This is a genomic window from Pseudonocardia sp. HH130629-09, assembly GCF_001294645.1.
GTDB lineage: Bacteria > Actinomycetota > Actinomycetes > Mycobacteriales > Pseudonocardiaceae > Pseudonocardia.
The window spans coordinates 2,285,884-2,304,384 of record NZ_CP011868.1 but is presented as its reverse complement, the minus strand read 5'-3'; the positions used below and the strand labels follow the sequence as shown (position 1 = coordinate 2,304,384).

The 18,501-nt window shown below is 74.1% G+C and carries 17 protein-coding genes; 5 read left to right on the top strand and 12 right to left on the bottom strand.

Features of this window, described 5'->3' with window-relative positions; all coding sequences use genetic code 11:
• Nucleotides 1–250: 250 nt before the first annotated feature.
• Both XF36_RS10595 and XF36_RS10590 read right to left on the bottom strand, forming a co-directional pair.
• Nucleotides 251–1,159, bottom strand: coding sequence for an IS3 family transposase (locus XF36_RS10595; RefSeq protein ID WP_060710839.1), 909 nt, complete (start codon nt 1,157–1,159; stop codon nt 251–253).
• Complete coding sequence (locus tag XF36_RS10590) at nt 1,156–1,446, bottom strand: transposase (protein WP_060710840.1); 291 nt, start codon at nt 1,444–1,446, stop codon at nt 1,156–1,158. The genes XF36_RS10595 and XF36_RS10590 overlap by 4 nt, the downstream gene beginning before the upstream one ends.
• A gap of 32 nt (nt 1,447–1,478) precedes the next feature.
• Here XF36_RS10590 and XF36_RS10585 point away from each other — a divergent pair, with 32 nt between their 5' ends.
• Nucleotides 1,479–2,108 carry an SAM-dependent methyltransferase gene (locus XF36_RS10585; RefSeq protein WP_060711869.1) on the top strand — a complete coding sequence of 210 codons (630 nt, stop codon included), beginning with the start codon at nt 1,479–1,481 and terminating at the stop codon, nt 2,106–2,108.
• 90 nt (nt 2,109–2,198) lie between these two features.
• Here the strand turns inward: XF36_RS10585 and XF36_RS10580 are convergent, their stop codons facing one another.
• From XF36_RS10580 to XF36_RS10545, 8 genes are all read right to left on the bottom strand, one after another.
• A complete protein-coding gene (locus XF36_RS10580; RefSeq protein WP_060711868.1) occupies nt 2,199–3,455 on the bottom strand; it encodes a GNAT family N-acetyltransferase in 1,257 nt (418 codons plus the stop codon).
• 67 nt (nt 3,456–3,522) lie between these two features.
• Nucleotides 3,523–4,467: a DUF4333 domain-containing protein gene (locus XF36_RS10575; RefSeq protein WP_060711867.1), complete on the bottom strand. Its 945-nt coding sequence runs from the start codon at nt 4,465–4,467 to the stop codon at nt 3,523–3,525.
• Nucleotides 4,468–4,616: 149 nt separating this feature from the next.
• Nucleotides 4,617–7,502, bottom strand: a complete 2,886-nt coding sequence (locus tag XF36_RS10570) for a DEAD/DEAH box helicase (protein WP_060711866.1) — start codon at nt 7,500–7,502, stop codon at nt 4,617–4,619.
• Between the two features lie 73 nt (nt 7,503–7,575).
• Nucleotides 7,576–8,322, bottom strand: a complete 747-nt coding sequence (gene pyrH, locus XF36_RS10565; RefSeq protein WP_060711865.1) for a UMP kinase — start codon at nt 8,320–8,322, stop codon at nt 7,576–7,578.
• A 101-nt stretch (nt 8,323–8,423) separates the two neighbouring features.
• Nucleotides 8,424–9,434 (bottom strand): twin-arginine translocase subunit TatC, encoded by a 1,011-nt coding sequence (gene tatC, locus XF36_RS10560; RefSeq protein WP_145981610.1) that lies wholly within the window; start codon nt 9,432–9,434, stop codon nt 8,424–8,426.
• Nucleotides 9,435–9,495: 61 nt separating this feature from the next.
• Nucleotides 9,496–9,798 carry a Sec-independent protein translocase subunit TatA gene (gene tatA, locus XF36_RS10555; RefSeq protein ID WP_060711864.1) on the bottom strand — a complete coding sequence of 101 codons (303 nt, stop codon included), beginning with the start codon at nt 9,796–9,798 and terminating at the stop codon, nt 9,496–9,498.
• Nucleotides 9,799–9,930: 132 nt separating this feature from the next.
• On the bottom strand, nt 9,931–10,989 hold the full coding sequence (locus tag XF36_RS10550; RefSeq protein ID WP_060714582.1) for a helix-turn-helix transcriptional regulator: 1,059 nt from the start codon (nt 10,987–10,989) through the stop codon (nt 9,931–9,933).
• Nucleotides 10,986–11,978 (bottom strand): helix-turn-helix transcriptional regulator, encoded by a 993-nt coding sequence (locus XF36_RS10545; protein WP_060714583.1) that lies wholly within the window; start codon nt 11,976–11,978, stop codon nt 10,986–10,988. Before XF36_RS10545 ends, XF36_RS10550 begins: the two co-directional genes overlap by 4 nt.
• Before the next feature lie 193 nt (nt 11,979–12,171).
• Here XF36_RS10545 and XF36_RS10540 point away from each other — a divergent pair, with 193 nt between their 5' ends.
• From XF36_RS10540 to glsA (XF36_RS10525), 4 genes are all read left to right on the top strand, one after another.
• Complete coding sequence (locus XF36_RS10540) at nt 12,172–12,411, top strand: hypothetical protein (RefSeq protein ID WP_060711863.1); 240 nt, start codon at nt 12,172–12,174, stop codon at nt 12,409–12,411.
• Nucleotides 12,412–12,474: 63 nt separating this feature from the next.
• The gene (gene glsA, locus XF36_RS10535) at nt 12,475–13,536 is read left to right on the top strand and encodes a glutaminase A (protein ID WP_060711862.1); all 1,062 of its coding nucleotides are present in this window, start codon (nt 12,475–12,477) and stop codon (nt 13,534–13,536) included.
• Between the two features lie 73 nt (nt 13,537–13,609).
• A complete protein-coding gene (locus XF36_RS10530) occupies nt 13,610–14,278 on the top strand; it encodes a DUF6226 family protein (protein WP_060711861.1) in 669 nt (222 codons plus the stop codon).
• Between the two features lie 65 nt (nt 14,279–14,343).
• Nucleotides 14,344–15,339, top strand: coding sequence for a glutaminase A (gene glsA / locus XF36_RS10525; protein WP_060711860.1), 996 nt, complete (start codon nt 14,344–14,346; stop codon nt 15,337–15,339).
• A 196-nt stretch (nt 15,340–15,535) separates the two neighbouring features.
• On the opposite strand, the gene XF36_RS10520 is transcribed toward glsA (XF36_RS10525), so the two are convergent.
• Both XF36_RS10520 and pafA read right to left on the bottom strand, forming a co-directional pair.
• Nucleotides 15,536–16,969 (bottom strand): IS1380 family transposase, encoded by a 1,434-nt coding sequence (locus tag XF36_RS10520; RefSeq protein ID WP_060710862.1) that lies wholly within the window; start codon nt 16,967–16,969, stop codon nt 15,536–15,538.
• 157 nt (nt 16,970–17,126) lie between these two features.
• A complete protein-coding gene (pafA, locus tag XF36_RS10515) occupies nt 17,127–18,488 on the bottom strand; it encodes a Pup--protein ligase (RefSeq protein ID WP_060711859.1) in 1,362 nt (453 codons plus the stop codon).
• Between the last annotated feature and the right edge of the window lie 13 nt (nt 18,489–18,501).

Below are 18,501 nucleotides of genomic sequence, written 5' to 3'. Positions count from 1 at the left end.
TTGCCACTTCAGCAACGAGCTTTGCCAGTTCCGCGTCGCGGCGCGCACGCTGGTGCCATGACTCCCTCCCCCACGGACCCGTTCGGTGCCGCCTCCGAGCGCCGGGTCGCCGCGCTGGTCGGCGGCGACCCGCACGGGCTCACCACCGGCACCGCTGCACCCCGCACACCCACTCCATCTTCTGCACCCACCCGAGGAGCCACCGTGACCGAGGACCATTGTGCGGTTCCCCCGAGATCGTGGAGGGTTCTTATGCCGCGTCTCGGGTGAGGGCGGCGTTCTCGTAGTTGATCGGTGAGAGCCCGGCGGCGGCACTGTGTCGCCGCCGGTGGTTGTAGAAGCCGTAACACCAGTCGATGACCGCCGCCCGCGCCCTACTGATGGTGTCGAAGTCGTTGCGGGACAGCACTTCCCACTCCAGGCTGGAGAAGAACGCCTCCGCCGCGGCATTGTCGAAACACGACCCGACCCGGCCCATCGACTGACGGATGTCGAGCCGCCGACACAGAGCGGTGAACGCGCCCGCGGTGTAGGTCGACCCGCGGTCGGTGTGGAAGATCACCCCGGCGATTCGGTCCGCCCCGCCGCGGGCCGCCACCGCCATCCGGATCGCCGCACACGCCAGCTCGGCGTTCGGGTGCAGCCCCGTGGCCGCGCCGAGCAGCCGCCGCGAGTACAGGTCGATCACCGTGGCCAGATACAACTTCCCGGCCGCGGTGGGGATCTCGGTCATGTCCCCGACCCATCTGCGGTTCGGCTCGGCCGCAGTGAAACCCCGACGAAGCAGGTCCGGGAACTTCGGCGCCGTGCGGTCCTGGCGGGTCAGCCCGTTGTGCCGCTTGATCCGGCGGGCGACCAGGCCCTGGCGGCGCATCGAGTCCGCCACGGTCTTCTCCGACACCCGCCATCCGGCCTCACACAGGTCGGCGTGCAGACGGGGTGAGCCGTGTAGCCGCTGGGCGTCGTCGAACGCCACGGCCACGGCGGCGTCCAACGCGCAGCGGCGCTTCTCGGTCGCGGTGGCACCACCGTCGGAACGCGCGGCGCGGTCGAGCCACTTGTACAGCCAGGAGATCGACACCCCCAACAGGGCGCAGGCCAGCGTGTGCGGCACCCGGTGGAAGGTCCTCTGGTCGGCGATGAAACGGGCCACGCTCACTTCGTCGCCTCCTTGACCCACAGGACCACGGATCGCTTGAGGACATCACGCTCCATCCGCAGCTCGGCGTTCTCCGCGCGCAGCCGCTTGAGCTCCTCGACGCCGCCGCGAGACAGGCCCTCGGTGTCCTCGCGGGCCTCTCGTGCACGGGCCACCCAGTTGCCCAGCGTGCCCTCGTTGACCCCCAGGTCACGGGCGACCTGGGCGATCGGCTTGCCCGTCTCCTCCACGACCCGGACCGCTCCGTCACGGAACTCCCGGTCGTAGCGCTTCCGTACCTCTGGCATCGCTACCCCTTATAGCTGATGCCTCCCCGATCATGGGGGAACCGCATTGGTCCGCGGCGTTCTGGGACGCCCACTACGCCACCCGCCCGCAGCTGTGGAGCGGCGACGCCAACGCCGTCCTCGTCGCCGAGGCCGCGGACCTGCCGCCCGGGCGGGCCCTCGACGTCGGCTGCGGGGAGGGCGGCGACGCGGTCTGGCTCGCCGCGCGAGGGTGGCGGGTGGACGCCGTCGACGTCTCCCCCGTCGCGCTGGAGCGGGCCCGGGCCGCCGTGGCGCGGGCCGGGGTCACCGACGCGGTCACCCTCACCGCGACCGACCTGCGCTCCGACCCGCCCGCCGCGGGCGTCTACGACCTGGTCACCGCCCAGTTCCTGCACCTGCCCCCGGACGTGCGCCGCCCGCTGTACGCCGCGCTCGCCGACGCCGTCGCGCTCGGCGGGACGCTACTGCTGGTGCTGCACCACCCGCGCGACCTGACCGCGGGGATCCCGCGCCCGCCCGAGCCGGAGATGTTCCCCGACGAGCAGGAGCTCGCCGGGGCGCTCGACCCGGCCCGGTGGGAGGTGCTGGTCGCCGAAGCCCGTCCGCGGCCGGTGACACTGCCCGACGGGAGCACGGTGGCCGGGCACGACGCGGTCGTGCGCGCCCGCCGCCGGGCCTGAGCGCCCCGTCCGTCCCGCCCGGCCGGCGGGCCGGCGGTCCGGCGGGCCAGCGGGGGGCAGGAGTCGCCGGATCCGGGTCGCCCGCCGCGCTCAGAAGAACGTGCCGCACCACGGGGCCGGGCCGGGCACCGCGAACAGCGCGTCCGCGCGGACCGCCGCTCCGGGGGTGCGCTCGCTCCAGCGACCCGCCGCCACCAGCGACGACGGCGACCGGTCACCGAGGAACGCCGCCGACAGCGCGTCGACGGTGCACTCCAGGTCCGGGTCGGCGTCCGCAGCGGGCTCGGCGGCGCCGCCGGCGAGGCGCCAGGTGCCGCTGTCGCCGAGGAACGCGTCGTGCACCCGCAGCACGACCGGGTCGCCCGGCCCCCAGGTGCGAGCCCTCAGCGCCCCGCCCGGGTCGAGCAGGCGCAGCCACAGGTCGTCGCCGCGCCCGGTGACCCGGTGGGCCCGGAAGTCGGTCAGCATCAGGTCGAGGTCCTCGTCGAGCGGGCGTACCCAGCCGATCACCGCACCGGCCAGGTCGAGACCGGTCAGGAACCGCCACAGCCCGGCCGTCGCGGCGGGCCCGGCGGACCAGAGCTGCTGCAGCCGGACCTCGTCCGTGGCGCCGGTGGCCAGGTCGCCCTCGGATACGCCCCACACCACGAACCCGTCGTCGACGCCGTCGGTGCCGGTGTGCACCGCCACGCCCTTGTACTCCCCGGCGGACGGGCCCGCGGGGCGCAGCGCTCGCCGCCACCAGCGCGCGGAGCGGGTCATCCCGCCCGGGCGGTGCGCGGCGAGGCGTTCCTGCAGGTCGGGAAGCAGCGCGGTCGCCTCGTCGGGGTCGAGCATCCGCACCGTGCCCCCGGCCGGGGCCTCCGGGCGCCACGTGGCGCCCGTCGTGACGCGGACGTGGTCGCCGCGGGAGGCGATGCCGTAGCCGTAGCGGCCGTAGATGGTGGCCTCCGAAGCGCGGAGCACGGCGGCGACATCGCCGCGGTCGCGGGCCGCCCTCAGCTGGGCGCGCATGAGGGCCGTCAGCCGCCCGGCGCGGGTCCGGTCGGGTCGCACCCCCACGCCGCTCACCGCGGCCGCGGGGACCCGGGTCCCGCCGGGCAGGGTCAGCCGGGTCGGGAAGGAGTACGCGGAGCCGACGATCGCGCCGGAGGGGTCGGTGACGCCGAGCCAGTGCTCTTCGGCGGCCTGGCCGTGGGCCTCCCACGCGTCGTCGGTGATCGGGCCGTGGTGCAGGGTGCCCAGGAACAGGTCGAACGCACGCCGCCGGTCGGCGGGGTCGGCCAGGGTGCGGACCGTGTGCGGGGCGGCCGTCGGCGGGGCGGGGTACGGGGCATCGGGGCTCACATCCGACGAGCCTCGCGCCCGCGCGCCCCGCGCGCCAGCCGATTACCCGGCCGTCACCGCAGCCCGGTCAGACCCGCCCGACCTGGTAGTCGCCCTGGTCGCTGGTCACGACCACGGGGACCTCGACCTGCTCGCCGTCGACGACGGCCTGGCAGGTGAACCGTGTGCCGGGCGACACCTCGACGTCCTCCGGGCAGGCGATCGCACCGACCTGCAGGCCGTAGTCCCGGGTGAGGACCTGGGTGACCCCGGCCTGCAGCGCGGTGCGGTCGAGCCGGTCGCTGCCGAGCACGCCCGCCCAGAACAGCGCCCCGACGACGAGCGCGGCCACCACCACGGCGCCGATCCCGGCCAGGATCCACAACCGGGTCCTCGACGGGGAACGCACCGCGTCCCGCGACACCCAGGGCTCGTCCTCGCCGGGGCCGGGGTTCTGCCACCCGCCCGCACCGGCCCCGCCGTCGGCGGGGACCGCCGCGGTGGACTGCGCGTCGGCCCAGGGCGACCCCGGCGAGGACGCCGGCACGGCGTCGGTGGGGGCTCCGGCCCCGGCGGCCCGACGACGGGCGCGGCGCCCGGTCGGGACGGCCCACCCGCCGTCGGTGCCGGTATCGGTGCCGGTGCCCGCCTCGTCGCCCCACAGCGGCTCGGCGCGGGTCCGGTCCCCGGTGTCGCCGCCGGGGGCCGATCCGTCGTGGGCGGCCCAGCCGCCGGTGTCGCCGCTGTGGCGCCCGCCGGCGGGCGGGACGGCGTCCCAGCCGCCGGTGCCCTGCACGGGCGCGCCGCCGGTGTCGTGGGTGGCGTCCCGGCGGGCGGTGGCCGGGTCCCAGCCCGCGTCGGTGCTGCCGAGGGTGGCCCAGCCGTCACGGTCGTCGCGCTCGGGGGACCAGGCTCCGGTGGTCTCGGGGTCCGCGCCCCACCCGCCGGGCGGTGGCGTGCCCCAGGCGGGGATCTCCCCGGTCCGCTCCGCGGCATCCTCGGGATGCCGGTCCGGTCCCTGCGGGTTGTTCATCGCCTACTCGTCCGCCCGTCTCTCTCGTCGTTCCTGCTGTCTGTGGCCGTGTTCGTGGCCGTGTTCGTGGCCGTGTTCGTGGCCGTGTTCGTGGCCGTGTTCGTGGCCGTCTGTTCGTGCCGTGTGCTGGTGCCGTGTGCCGGTGACCGCTACTGCATACCGGCCGCGACCACACCGCGCCGGACGGCACCGGAAGCCCGGTGGGCCGCCTTCCCGACCGGGCTCGACCGCCCGGCGACCCCGGCGATCTGGTCGAGCAGGTCGAGGACCTGCCGGGTCCAGCGTACGAAGTCGCCCGCGGACAGCTCGTGCCCGTTCCGCTCGGCGGCCTCCAGGACCTGCGCCAGGGACTCCCCGCGGGCCCACCGGTGCATCGGCCAGGCGAAGGCCAGGTCGGGTGCCCGGGTGCGTTCGGCCTTGTGCCGGCGCTGGTCGGCGTCGAGCTCCTCCCACAGCCGCACGGTGCGCTCCAGCGCCTCGGACACCGGGCCGGGGGGCAGCCGCGGCATCGGGGCGTCGTCGCGGCGGGACTCGTAGACCAGCGCCGAGACGACCGCCGCCAGCTCCTCGGGTTCCAGGCCGTCCCAGGCGCCGTGCCGCAGGCACTCGGCGGCCAGCAGGTCCGACTCGCCCCACAGCCGGGCCAGGATCCGGCCGTGCGGGGTGATCTCCTCCTCACCGGGCTCGGTCTCCCCGGCCGGGACGAGGTAGCCGCGCTCGGCGAGCAGCGCCCGGATCCGGTCGAACGCCCGGGCCAGCGAGTGCGTCGTGGCCCGCACCTTCTGCCGCAGCGACTCGGTCTCCCGCTCGAGGCGGGCGTGCCGCTCGGCCCAGCGGGCGTGCGCCTCCCGGTCGTCGCAGCCGTGGCAGGGGTGCGCCCGCAGGGCCCGCCGCAGCGTGGACAGCTCCGGGTCGTCCTGCACCCCGGGCCGGCGACGACGCCCGACGGCGCGACCCTCCCCCAGCCGGGAGGCGCGCAACGAGGCGGCGAGGTCCCGGCGGACCTGCGGGGAGCGGTGCTCCACCCGCTTGGGCAGCTTGATCCGGCCCAGCACCTCCACCGCGTCCGGGAAGTCCGCGGCCGACAGCCGCCCCGCCCACCGGTCCTCGGTGCACACCAGCGGCCGGACCTCGGGGTCACGGCCCGCAGCCGACACCGCCCCGATCCCCGGGTCGAGCACCACGACGATCCCGGCGCGCCTGCCCGAGGGCACCGCGATCACGTCGCCGGGGCGCAGCTCGCGTAGCGACTCCGTGGCCTCGTCCCGGGCGGCGACGGTGTTCTGGCGACGCAGCGACTTCTCCCGGTCGGAGATGCGCCGCCGCAGGTCGGCGTACTCGGCGAAGTCGCCGAGGTGGCAGGTCATCGCCTCCCGGTAGCCCTCCAGGGCCTCGTTGTTGCGGTCGATCCGCCGGGCCAGCCCGACCACCGACCGGTCGGCCTGGAACTGCCCGAAGGAGCGTTCCAGCAGCTCGCGGGCGGCGTCGGTGCCGAGGCGCCCGACCAGGTTGACCGCCATGTTGTACACGGGCCGGAACGAGCTGCGCAGCGGATAGGTGCGGGTGGAGGCCAGCCCACCGACCTGCTCCGGGTCCATGCCGGGGGTCCAGAGCACGACGGCGTGGCCCTCGACGTCGATCCCGCGCCGCCCGGCGCGCCCGGTGAGCTGGGTGTACTCGCCGGGGGTGAGGTCGACGTGGGCCTCGCCGTTGTACTTGACCAGCCGCTCCAGCACGACGGTGCGGGCGGGCATGTTGATGCCCAGCGCCAGGGTCTCGGTGGCGAACACACAGCGCACCAGGCCGGCGACGAACAGCTCCTCGACGGTCTCCTTGAACGCCGGCAGAAGCCCGGCGTGGTGGGCGGCGACGCCGCGTTCCAGCGCCTCGCGCCACTCCCAGTACCCGAGCACACCCAGGTCCGCCTGCGGCAGGTCGCCGGTGTGCTTCTCGACGATCCGGCGGATCTCGTCGACCTCCTCGGGCACGGTCAGGCGCACCCCGGCCCGCACGCACTGCCCGACGGCGGCGTCGCAGCCGGCCCGGGAGAAGACGAACGTGATCGCGGGCAGGAGCCCCTCGCGGTCGAGCCGGTCGATCACCTGCACCCGCGACGGCGGCCGGAACCCCCCGCGCGGCCCCCGCCCGACGACGGCAGTGGAGTCGGTCTTCCCGCCCCGGGTGCGTCCGCGCTGCGGGCCGCCCCGCCCGCGCGGACCGCGATCGCCCGCCCGGTCCGCGGCGCGGGAGGTCGTGAAGTCCCGCCGCGCCATCTCGCGGGTGTAGCGGACCAGCTCCGGGTCGACGACGACCTCCCCGGGCCCGCCGGGGGTGCGCCGCTCGCCGAACATGTCGAACAGCCGGTTGCCGACCATCATGTGCTGCCACAGCGGCACCGGGCGGTGCTCGTCGACCACGACGCGGGTGTCGCCACGGACCTCGACCAGCCAGTCGCCGAACTCCTCGGCGTTGCTGACCGTGGCCGAGAGACCCACCACCGCGACGTGCTCGGGCAGCTGGAGGATGACCTCCTCCCAGACCGCGCCGCGGAACCGGTCGGCCAGGTAGTGGATCTCGTCCATCACCACGTAGCCGAGGTGGTCCAGCCGCCGGTTCGCCGCCTTGTCCGAGTCGGCGTAGATCATGTTGCGGAGCACCTCGGTGGTCATCACGACCACCTGGGCGTCGCCGTTCACCGCGGTGTCGCCGGTGAGCAGGCCGACCGCGTCCGCGCCGTAGCGGGCGACCAGGTCGGCGTACTTCTGGTTCGACAGCGCCTTGATCGGCGTGGTGTAGAAGCACTTGCGGCCCTCGGACAGGGCCAGGTGCACGGCGAACTCGCCCGCGACGGTCTTCCCGGCGCCGGTGGGCGCACACAGCAGCACCCCGTGGCCGTCCTCCAGCGCCTCGCACGCCTCGCGCTGGAACGGGTCCAGGTCGAAGGGCATCAGACCGGTGAACTCGGCCAGCCGCGGGTAGGCGGCGCGGGCCTTCGCCGCCGCGTACGCGGCGGCCGGGTCGGCGGAACCATTCACCGCCCCAGGCTGTCACACGGCACCGACACCCTGCTCCGTCACAGGGTGAGCCGGGCCACGTGTGACCGCCGGCCTACTCCGGCCGGGCGAACTCCGCCTCGACGATGTCGGGGTTGATCTCGGTGCCGTGGTGCTCGCCACGGCAGATGGCGGCCATCAGGCCGTCCTTCTCGATGTCGAACACGTGCAGGGGCAGGCCGTGGTCGCGGGCCAGGATGAACGCGGTCTGGTCCATCACGGCCAGCCGGCGCGACAGCACCTCGTCGTAGGGCAGGCGCTCGTAGCGGCGGGCGTCGGGGTTGGTGCGCGGGTCGGTGTCGTAGACGCCGTCGGTGCCGTGCTTGGCCACCAGCAGGGCGTCCGCGCCGATCTCCAGGGCGCGCTGCACGCTCGGGTAGTCGGTGGTGATGAACGGCTGCCCGTTGCCGCCGGAGAAGATCAGGATCGCGTCCTTCTCCAGGTGCCGCTTGGCGCGCAGCCGCAGGAACGGCTCGGCGACGGCGTTGATCGGGATCGCGGTCATGACGCGGACGTTCTCCTCGCCGCCGGCGGACAGCTTGCCGCGCAGCAGGAGGCCGTTGATCACGGTGCCGAGCATGCCGATGTTGTCGGCCTCGACGCGGTCGATCCCCCAGGTCTCGGACCGGTTGCCGCGGAACACGTTCCCGCCGCCGACGACGACCGCGACCTGCACCCCGAGCGCGCCCATCTGCCGGATCTGGTCGGCGAGGTGGGCGAGGGCCTGCGCGGAGAACCCGAAGCCGTCGGCACCGGCCATCGCCTGTCCGCTGAGCTTGATGACCACCCGATTGTACTTCATCTGTCCCGACCCGCTCCTCAGTGCCGCCCGACCCGATCCGGGGAGCCAGCCTACGGAGCCGTGCCGGACCGGGCCGCGGGGGGATCTGCGGCGCCGCCCGGTCAGGTGATGTCGTCGTAGCGGGGCGGCTCGGGTGCGGTCCCGTTCGCCCCGGCACCGGGGCGGGCGTTCGCCGCGCCCGTGGCGCCACCGGTCGGGGGAACGACGTGCGTCGAGGTGGCGGACACCGGGGCGGGCGGCTCGATCCGGGAGGGCTCGACCGGTCCGGACGGCCCCTCGATCGGCGACGGCGTGGTGTCCAGCGGCGACGGCTCGTCCGGGTCCAGGGAGTCCCAGCCCTCGGCGGCCCGCCGGCGGGCCCGGCGGCGGTCGGTGATCCGGCAGACCTGGATGGCCGCCTCGAACAGCAGGGTCAGCGCGAACGCCAGCGCCAGCATCGAGATGGGGTCCTGGCCGGGCGTGGCGATCGCGGCGAAGCAGAACAGCCCGAAGATCAGCCCGCGCCGGGAGCGGCGCAACAGGTCGTAGGACACGACCCCGGCCGCGTTGAGCGCGACGACCAGCAGCGGGATCAGGAAGCTGACCCCGAAGATGACGATCAGGTTGACGACCAGGGAGAAGTACGACGTGCCGGTCAGCGCCGTCGTCTGGATCTCGCTACCGATGGTGAGCAGGAAGCCGAGCGCCTGCGGGATGATCAGGTAGGCCAGCACCGCGCCGGCGACGAACAGCACCGCGGCGACCGAGACGAAGCTCAGCGCGTAGCGGCGCTCCGTCTTCAGCAGGCCCGGGGTGATGAACCCCCACAGCTGGTAGAGCCAGATCGGGCAGGCCAGGATCACCCCGGCCGTCGCCCCGACCTTCAGGCGCAGCATGAACTGGTCGAACGGGGTGGTCCCGAGCAGGGTGCAGACGTTCGGGTCCGCCGTCAGCGACGCGCGCGCCGAGGGGGGCAGGGAGCAGTAGGGCTCCTTGAGCAGCTCCCCCAGGCTGGGGAAGCCGAGGAACGAGACCTCGAACCAGATGTAGCCGAACACCGTCGTCACCACGATCGCGGCGAGCGAGATGCCGAGCCGGTTGCGCAGCTCGTAGAGGTGCTCGATCAGGGTCATGGTCCCGTCGGGGTTGAGCCTGCGCTTCCGACGGAACGGTGCCTTCACGGGAGGAGGTGCCTCAGGCGGCCGGGCCGGCGGGCCGGTCGGTGGCCTGCGCGGGTGCCTGCGGCTGCTGCGGGGCCTGCGGCTGCGGGGCCGGGGCGGTCTGCTGCGGCGCCGGGGCGGCTGCAGGCAGCTCCTGGGCGGGCTTGGGCTCCTCGCCCTGGCGGGTGCGGGCGTCGTCGTCCTTGAGGCCCTTCATCTCGCCCTTGAACACGCGGGCGGACTGGCCGACCGAACGCGCCATCTCGGGCAGCTTCTTCGCGCCGAACAGCAGGAGCAGAACGGCGATGATGATCAGCCACTCGTAGCCACCGGGCATGGGTCCACCTCGCGTCGATCGGGCCGGGTCAGGACTGAGTGTAGACACGGGCGAATCGGTCGCCCGGCCCCCCGTCGTCGGACGTGGCCACGGTCACCCGGTGTTCATCCCGTCGTCGTCATCCTGTCGCATTCATGCGTCGGTGACGGGCGGGGTGACCCCGGGTGACGCGTCGGCGGTCCGGAGGGCCTCGCGGGCCCGGTCGCGCACCGCCGTGGCCAGCTCGGGCGGTTCGAGGATGCGGGCCGCGCCGCCGAGGCCGAGCACGAGACGGACCAGCCAGTCGTCGTCGGCGAAGCGGAGCAGCACCCGCAGCCGGTCGTCGCCGCCCGCCGGTGCGGGCACCGGGTCCGGCGCGCCGGGCGGCGGGTCACCCTCGACCAGCTCGCCGGCGGCGGTGCGCACCTCGTCGACCGGGTAGTACTCGGCGACCCAGTGGGCGTCCGGTTCGAGCTCCAGGACCGCGTACCGGTGCTCGGCGCGCGGGCTGAACAGCCCGTGCGAGACGTCGACGGGCCGGGCCTCGGGGTGTGCGCGGGCCGGTTCGTCGAGCTCCTCGGCCTGCTCGACCCGGTCCAGGCGGAACATCCGCACGTCCTCGGCCCGGCGGCACCACGCCTCCAGGTAGCCGCGCCCGCCGCTGACGACCATCCGCATCGGGTCGACGTCGCGGCGGGACACCGCGTCGCGGCCCGCGGTGAAGTAGACGATGCGCAGCGCGCGCCCGCGGTCCAGGGCCCGGCGCACGACGGCGGTGGTGTCGCGCTCACCGATCCCGGACTCGACGGTGACCAGGCCGCCCGGGCCGGCCGCCTCCCCCACCGCGGCCTCGACCTTGGCGATGGCCCGCCCGACGGCGTCGGAGTCGACCACCCCGGCGGTCTGGTGCAGCATGCGCAGCGCCACGAGCAACGCGGTCGCCTCGGTCGTGGTCAGGCGCAGCGGCCGGGTCAGCCCGGCGTCGAAGACGACGTCGACGGTGTCCCCGGCGAAGGACAGGTCGACCAGGTCACCCGGCCCGTAGCCGGGCAGGCCGCACATCCACAGCAGCTCCAGGTCCTTGCGCAGCTGCCGCTCGTCGACGCCGAAGTCCGCGGCGGCCTCGGCGACCGGCACCCCGGGGTGCGCGCGCAGGTAGGGCACCAGCGACAACAGCCGGGGTAGGCGCTGGGCGACGCCCTGACGGCTCACGTGCGGGCCCCCCGGGCTCCGGCGCCGAGCGCGGCCTCCCACAGCTCGCGGACCGCGTGGGCCAGCTCCGGCGGGTCCAGGACGGCGACGTCCGGGCCGTGCCCGGCCAGCCAGCGCGCGACGGTGCCCCGGTCACGCAGGTCCAGCTCGATCTCCACGCCCGGACGGCCCGCGTGGTCGCGCGGCCCGCGCTCGCGGCCGGTGCGGCGCAGCCCGGCCGCGCGTCCCGCCGCGACCCAGACCCGCGCGGTCCCCGACACCGGCTGCGGGCCCGCCGAGGCGCGCACCAGCGCGCGCAGGTCGACGCCGTCGGGCGCGGTGACCGCGCCCTCCGGCCCGACCGCGCGGACCGGGCCCTCGACGCGGGAGAGCCGGAAGCAGCGCACGTCGTCGCGGTCCCGGTCGTGGCCCACCAGATACCAGCGGCCCCGGAACGACACCACACCCCAGGGCTCGACGGTGCGCCGCACCAGCTCCCCGGCGGGGCCCCCGCGGCGGTGGTCGAAGGTGACGACGCGGCCGGTGCGCACCGCGCCCAACAGCGGCGCGAGCGCCGGCTCGCCCGCAGCGGCACCGGGGCGGATCGCCGCGGCCGGGGTCTCGGCGACCTCGACCCCGGCGGCGCGCAGCTTCACCAGCGCGCCGTGCGCGGCCCCCGCCAGCTCCGGGGAGTCCCAGAGGTTCCCGGCCAGCGCGACGACGGTCGCCTCGTCCGGGTCGAGGTGGATCTCGCCGAGCTCGTAGTCGGCCCGGGCGATCCGGTAGCCCTCGACCGTGTCGAACACCGAGTTGTGGCCGGTCTCCAGGGGCACGCCCAGCTCGCGCAGCTCGGCCTTGTCCCGCTCGAACATCCGGAAGAACGCCTCGTCGCCGGCGCCGTCGGCGTAGCCGGGGACGATGGACCGGATCCGCTCCGCGGACAGGTACTGGCGCGTCGACATCAGGCAGAGCACCAGGTTGACCAGTCGCTCGGCGCGGGCGGAGGACACGACGGGCATCGTAGCCAGGCCGGACGGGGCGGATCGGGCGCCCCGGGCCGCGGGCACCCGGGACCGCGCCGGGTACCGGTCACCGCTGACCGGTGTCTCATCCTGCGACAGGGTCGTTGACGACGGCCCGCGCACGGCAAAGGCTCGACCCCGGGTGCGGCGCCGCGGCCGTACCGGCACGTGGAGGTGGCGCATGTCCGGCGAGCAGGAGACCTACAACCCGTGGACCGTGGTGAACCTGGTGTTCCACCACCTGGCCGACCAGGGCCTGCGCCCGGTGCTCGGGGAGACCGGGGACCCGGCCGCGGCCGCGACCGGCCTGCTGCGGTCCATGGGGATCGCCCCGGCACCGGAGAAGGCGGGCCCGGCCGACCCGGAGGTCCAGGACGAGCTGGCCGAGCTGCGGCGCCGGATCATGCCCGGGATCGAGTGACCGCGCACCGGTGATCTAGTTTGCGCTCCGCACGGACGGACCGGTCCGCGAGGAGGGGCGCCGATGGAGCAGCAGACCGAGCGCGCGATCGTGCAGCGGCAGCTCGAGGAGCTGCACGCGGCGATCGGGGGCCCCGGTGGGGTGCCCGACGGGCGGGTCGTCGCCTACTACCCGCCGGCGATGGCCGAGCGGTCGCACCTGTTCGGGCTGGCCGCCACCGACATCGAGGGCACCCAGTGGGAGGTCGGCGACGCCGGCGTCCGATTCCCGCTGCACTCCATCTCGAAGGTGTTCACCTACGGCCTGGCACTGGAGGACAACGGCCGCGAGGAGGTCCTGCTGCGGGTCGGGGTCGAGCCGTCCGGGGACCCGTTCAACTCGATCACCTTCGACGAGGTCAACCACCGCCCGTTCAACCCGATGATCAACGCGGGGGCGCTGGTCGCGGTGAACCTGGTGCACGGTGCGACGCGGGAGGAGAAGGTCGAGCGGCTGCTGACCCGGCTGCGGATCTACGCGGGCAACCCCGACCTGGCCGTCGACGAGGACGTCCTCGCCGAGCAGCTGGTCTCCAACGACCGCAACGTCGCGCTGTCCTACCTGATGCGCAGCCTGGGGATGCTGCACGGAAACATCGAGGACAACCTCTACGTCTACCTGGCGGCCTGCTCGGTCACGGTCACCGCGAGCGAGCTGTCGACGATGGCGGCGACCCTGGCCCGGGGCGGGGCGAACCCGTTCACCGGGGTGCCCGCGCTGCCCCGCACCTACACCCGGGACGTGCTGAGCGTGATGAGCATGTGCGGCATGTACGACGCCGCCGGACAGTGGGCCTACGAGGTCGGCATCCCGGCCAAGTCCAGCGTCTCCGGGGCGATCCTGGCGGCGATCCCGGACGCGATCGGGGTCGGCGTCTACTCCCCCGGGCTGGACCGGCACGGCAACTCGGTCCGCGGGGTGGCGGTGTGCCGGGAGCTGTCCGACCGGTTCGGGCTGCACGTGTTCGCCGACCCGTCGGAGTCGCGGCTGGGCAGGATCGTGCGCCCGGGCCGGCGCGAGGAGACCACCGAGATGTACCCCTCCGGCGACGGCTGGCTGCCCGACGGGATCGGCGAGGCGCCCTGACCGGGGCGCGGGCCGTCGCCCCGGCGGACGGAAACCGGGTGCCGTGGGTCCGGGCCGCGGTCATGCTGCGGGGGTGTCCGGCTACCGCCGTCCGGTCGTCGTGACCGGGCCGTTCCGCGACGCCGACGGCGCGGTGATCCCCTACGGCCACCGGTGTGACTCCGACGGCCCGCCCGAGGACAGCTACTCGGTGGTGACCCACCCGGAGCGGTTCCGGCCGCTGCACGCCGTCGCCGACGCGCTGGTCGCGGACCTGGTGGCACGGTTCGACGCCGAGGTGTCCGAGGTGTCCGAGGTGTCCGAGGTGTCCGAGGACCCTGCGACCACCGTGGACGCCGCGGAGCTTCCGCCCGACACCGTCCTGCGGACGACGTCGCTGCGTCCGCGCAATCCGGCGGCCGCCACGCTGACCGTCACGTGGACGACGCTTCCCGGGCTCGTCGTCTCCGCCGGGTCCGGGTGGCGGTCGTCGCTGCCCGTGTGCGGCTGCGACGCCTGCGACGACGACGCCGAGCGGCTCGCCGACGAACTGGATCGGACCGTGGGGGCGATCACGGCAGGGCCTTCCGCGAGTGGCGGGTCGCAGTGCCGACCGCATGTGGCACGGCCACGCCCTCGGCCCGTACGCGGGCGGGTCGTCCTCCGCCGGGTCGTGGGCCGCGACGGAGGACGAGGAGGACCTCGGCTCGACAGGCCCGAACGACCGTCGGTGGGCCCCTGGCCCACCCGGCGCGACGGCTGAGCCCGCGGCCCGGCCCGTCGCCGTCGGTACGGTGCGCCCGGACACCCCCGACGAAAGGGACACCGATGGTCGCCCAGGCCGAACGTGAACTCGTCCAGCAGCAGTTCGAGGAGCTCCGCAGCACCTGCACCGCGGGGAGCGGCATCCTGCTGCCCGGCGAGGAGGTCGTCAGCTACTACCCGCCGGAGATGGAGGCCCGGGCCGAGGAGTTCGGCCTGGCCGGGACGAACGTCGACGGCACGCAGTGGCAGGTCGGGGACTGCGAGGTCCGCTTCCCGCTGCACTCGATCTCGAAGGTCTTCACCTACGGGCTCGCGCTGGAGGACAACGGCCTGGCCGAGACGCTGCGCCGGATCGGCGTGGAGCCCTCCGGGGACCCGTTCAACTCCATCACCTTCGACCAGGTGCACCACCGCCCGTTCAACCCGATGATCAACGCCGGGGCGCTGGTCGCGGCGAACATGGTGCAGGGGGCGACGAAGGAGGAGCGGGCCGGGCGGCTGCTGGAGCGCAACCGGGTCTACACCGGCAACCCGTCGCTGGAGATCGACCAGGACGTCCTCGACGAGCAGCTGGTCTCCAACGACCGCAACCTCGGGCTCAGCTATCTCATGCGGAGCCTGGGGATGCTGCACGGCGACATCGACGACACCCTCTACGTCTACCTCGCCGCCTGCTCGATCACGGTCACCGCGCCGGAGCTGTCGGTGATGGGCGCGACACTCGCGCACGGCGGGGTCAACCCGCTGACCGGTGAGCGGGCGCTGTCCCGCGAGCACCTGCGCACGGTGATCAGCGTGATGAGCATGTGCGGCATGTACGACGCCGCGGGCGAGTGGGCGCACGACGTCGGCATCCCGGCCAAGAGCGGGGTGTCCGGCGGGATCATGGGTGTACTGCCGCGCTGGTTCGGGCTCGGCGTGTACTCCCCCGGCCTGGACCGGCACGGCAACTCGGTGCGCGGGGTCGCGGTCTGCCGGGAGCTGTCGTCGCGGTTCGGGCTGCACGTGTTCGCCGACCCGCAGGAGTCGCGCTTCGGTCGGATCGCCCAGCCGGACTGATCCGTGGCCCCGGGGTGGGTGCACTCCCACCCCGGGGGCGGCGGTCAGACCCGAATCCGCGAGTAGGTCATGAGCTGATCTTGGTCGGCCAAAGTTGATGTTGCTTGGGTCGGGAGTTGGGTGGTGGGCAAGCGGGCGGCCCGAGTGTCGCCTCGGGTGGCGGGTTCCTGTGCTGGTCGGGGCCGGTGCGGCCGGGTCAGGACGGAGCGGGCAGGGCGCGGACGCGGGCGAGGACCTCGGCGAGTAGGTGCTCGCCGGGTGGTAGGCGCAGGGTGAGGCCGCGGGCGTGGCGCACGAGGCGGGCGGGGATGGTGATCAGCCGCCGGCGCAGGGTGGCGATCATGGCCTGGCCGCCGCGGACGCCGTGCCCGACCAGGCGCCCGTCGCGGGTGCGGGCGGTGAGGTGGTGCAGCCACCCGCTGGTGGTGGCGGCCAGGAGTGCGCCCCACATCCAGGCTCGGTTCACCGCGAGGTGTCCGGAGGGGAGGTGGCGCAGCGCGGCGCCGTGCTTGGTGTCGCGGAACAGGTTCTCCACCTTCGTGCGGTGGCGGTACCAGTACTCGGCCTGCGCGGCTGCGGCAGGTGTGGAGACGTCGAGGTTGGTCACGATGAACGAGTAGGCGAACACCCCGTCGACCTTGGCCACCGTAGCGAGGTCGTCGAGCGGGAGCGCCCGCTGGGCGGGGTGCAGGGTGCGTCGGCGCCGCGCTCGCGGGTCACCGGAGACCTGGCCGTGGTCCAGGTCGAGCCGGACCCGACGGATCAGCAGCTGGGTCGCTGCGGGCCACCAGTTCGGGCAATAGTCGGCCACCGCGACCTGCGCGCCGGTCATGTCGATCGCGTCGGTCCACCCGTCGGCCGCGACGCCGTCGAGGATGCGCCACAGCGGCGCGATGCGTCGGGCGCCGATGGCGAACTCCACGCCGACGAACAGGGCTGCGCGGGCGAGCTGCCCGGCGAAGTAGCCCGCGTCCGCACGCACGCGGACTCGCCCCGCCCGCGCCTGCGCGGGGAGCGCGGCCAGCGCCCGGTAGAACAGCTCGGCGCTGGTGGCGCGGGGGTCATCCCGGCCCGAACCGAGGTCAGCGGCCAGCACCACCGCGGTGTCGGCCCAGGTCGCGACGTGCGGGCGGGCGACCCGCTGGCCTTGGTGGTTGAACGCCACGCCCTGCTTGAGCCGGCCGTAAACCTCGACATCGGTGGTGTCCAGATCGATCGTCACGTCCGCCGTCAGCTGCTCGGCCCGGTCCGGGTCGACCTGGGCGAGCAGGTCCAGCGCGGTGGTGTGCACGTCACCGAGCCCGGTCTCCACCGCCGCCCACTGCCCCTCGATGAACTTGCGCGCGAGCCCGGCGGCGGTCGTGGACGCCAACCCCGGCACCGGCGTGAGTGCCTGCCCGGCGGTGTCGGCGCGGTGCCGGTCCAGCCCGACCAGGAAGTCCTCCCCGCACAGCTGCGCCGCCGACATGCCGACCAGCATCTGCCCGGCGCTGCACCCGCGGTCGCGGTCCTTGATGGGCCCGACCGCGGCGTCGAGCTTGTCGATGATCCCGAGCCGGTCGATCAGTTCGGTCACCGCGGCCAGCCCGGAGAACCTGGTCAGCGCCGCGTCCGGCGCGCCGAGACGCACCCGCGCACACCGCGGGCGTCGCTTGCGTACTGTTCGCACCTGATAGGTGTCCTCTCAACCCGCAATGTCGTGTCGTCGCAAACACGATCATCGCAGGTCAGCGGGCACCTATCGCCATCTCCCCAGTCCGGACACCAGCGCTACTCGCGGATTCGGGTCAGAGCGAGGCGATCAGGCGGTCCACCCGCTCGTCGACGGCGCGGAACGGGTCCTTGCACAGCACGGTGCGCTGGGCCTGGTCGTTCAGCTTCAGGTGCACCCAGTCGACGGTGAAGTCCCGCCCGGCAGCCTGGGCCGCGGCGATGAAGTCACCGCGCAGCTTCGCCCGGGTCGACTGCGGCGGGGTGTCCTTGGCGGCCTCGATCTCGCCGTCGTCGGTGACCCGGTCGACCAGCGCCTTGCGCTGCAGCATGTCGAACAGGCCGCGGCCCCGGCGGACGTCGTGGTAGGCCAGGTCGAGCTGGGCGACCCGGGCGCTGGACAGGTCCAGGTCGTGCTTGGCCCGGTAGCGCTCCACCAGCCGGTGCTTGATCGCCCAGTCGATCTCGCGGTCGATCTTCGACAGGTCCTGGGACTCGACGGCGCCCAGCGTGCGCCCCCACAGCTCGACGACGCGCGCCATCGCCGGGTCCGGGTGCCCGGTCGCCTCCAGGTACTCGACGGCGCGGGCGTGGTACTCGCGCTGGATGTCCAGCGCCGAGGCCTCCCGGCCACCAGCCATCCGCACCGGGCGGCGCCCGGTGAGGTCGTGGCTGATCTCGCGGATCGCGCGGATCGGGTTGTCCAGGGTGAAGTCCCGGAACTGGACGCCGGCCTCGATCATCTCCAGCACCAGGGTGGCCGACCCGACCTTGAGCAGGGTCGTCACCTCGGACATGTTCGAGTCCCCGACGATCACGTGCAGCCGCCGGTAGCGCTCGGCGTCGGCGTGCGGCTCGTCGCGGGTATTGATGATCGGCCGGGACCGGGTCGTCGCGGAGGAGACGCCCTCCCAGATGTGCTCGGCGCGCTGGGACAGGCAGTAGACCGCGCCGCGCGGGGTCTGCAGGACCTTCCCGGCACCGCAGATGAGCTGGCGGGTGACCAGGAACGGCAGGAGCACGTCGGCGATCCGGGAGAACTCGCCCTGCCGCGCGACGAGGTAGTTCTCGTGGCAGCCGTAGGAGTTGCCCGCGGAGTCGGTGTTGTTCTTGAACAGGTAGATGTCGCCGCCGATGCCCTCGTCGACCAGCCGGCGTTCGGCGTCGACCAGGAGGTCCTCCAGGATCCGCTCACCGGCCTTGTCGTGGGACACGAGCTGGGTCAGCGAGTCGCACTCCGCCGTGGCGTACTCGGGGTGCGACCCGACGTCGAGGTAGAGACGGGCACCGTTGCGGAGGAAGACGTTGGAGGACCGGCCCCACGACACCACCCGACGGAAGAGGTAGCGCGCCACCTCGTCCGGGGACAGCCGGCGCTGCCCGTGGAAGGTGCACGTGACACCGAACTCCGTCTCGACCCCGAAGATCCGACGCTGCATGCCGTTCAGGGTA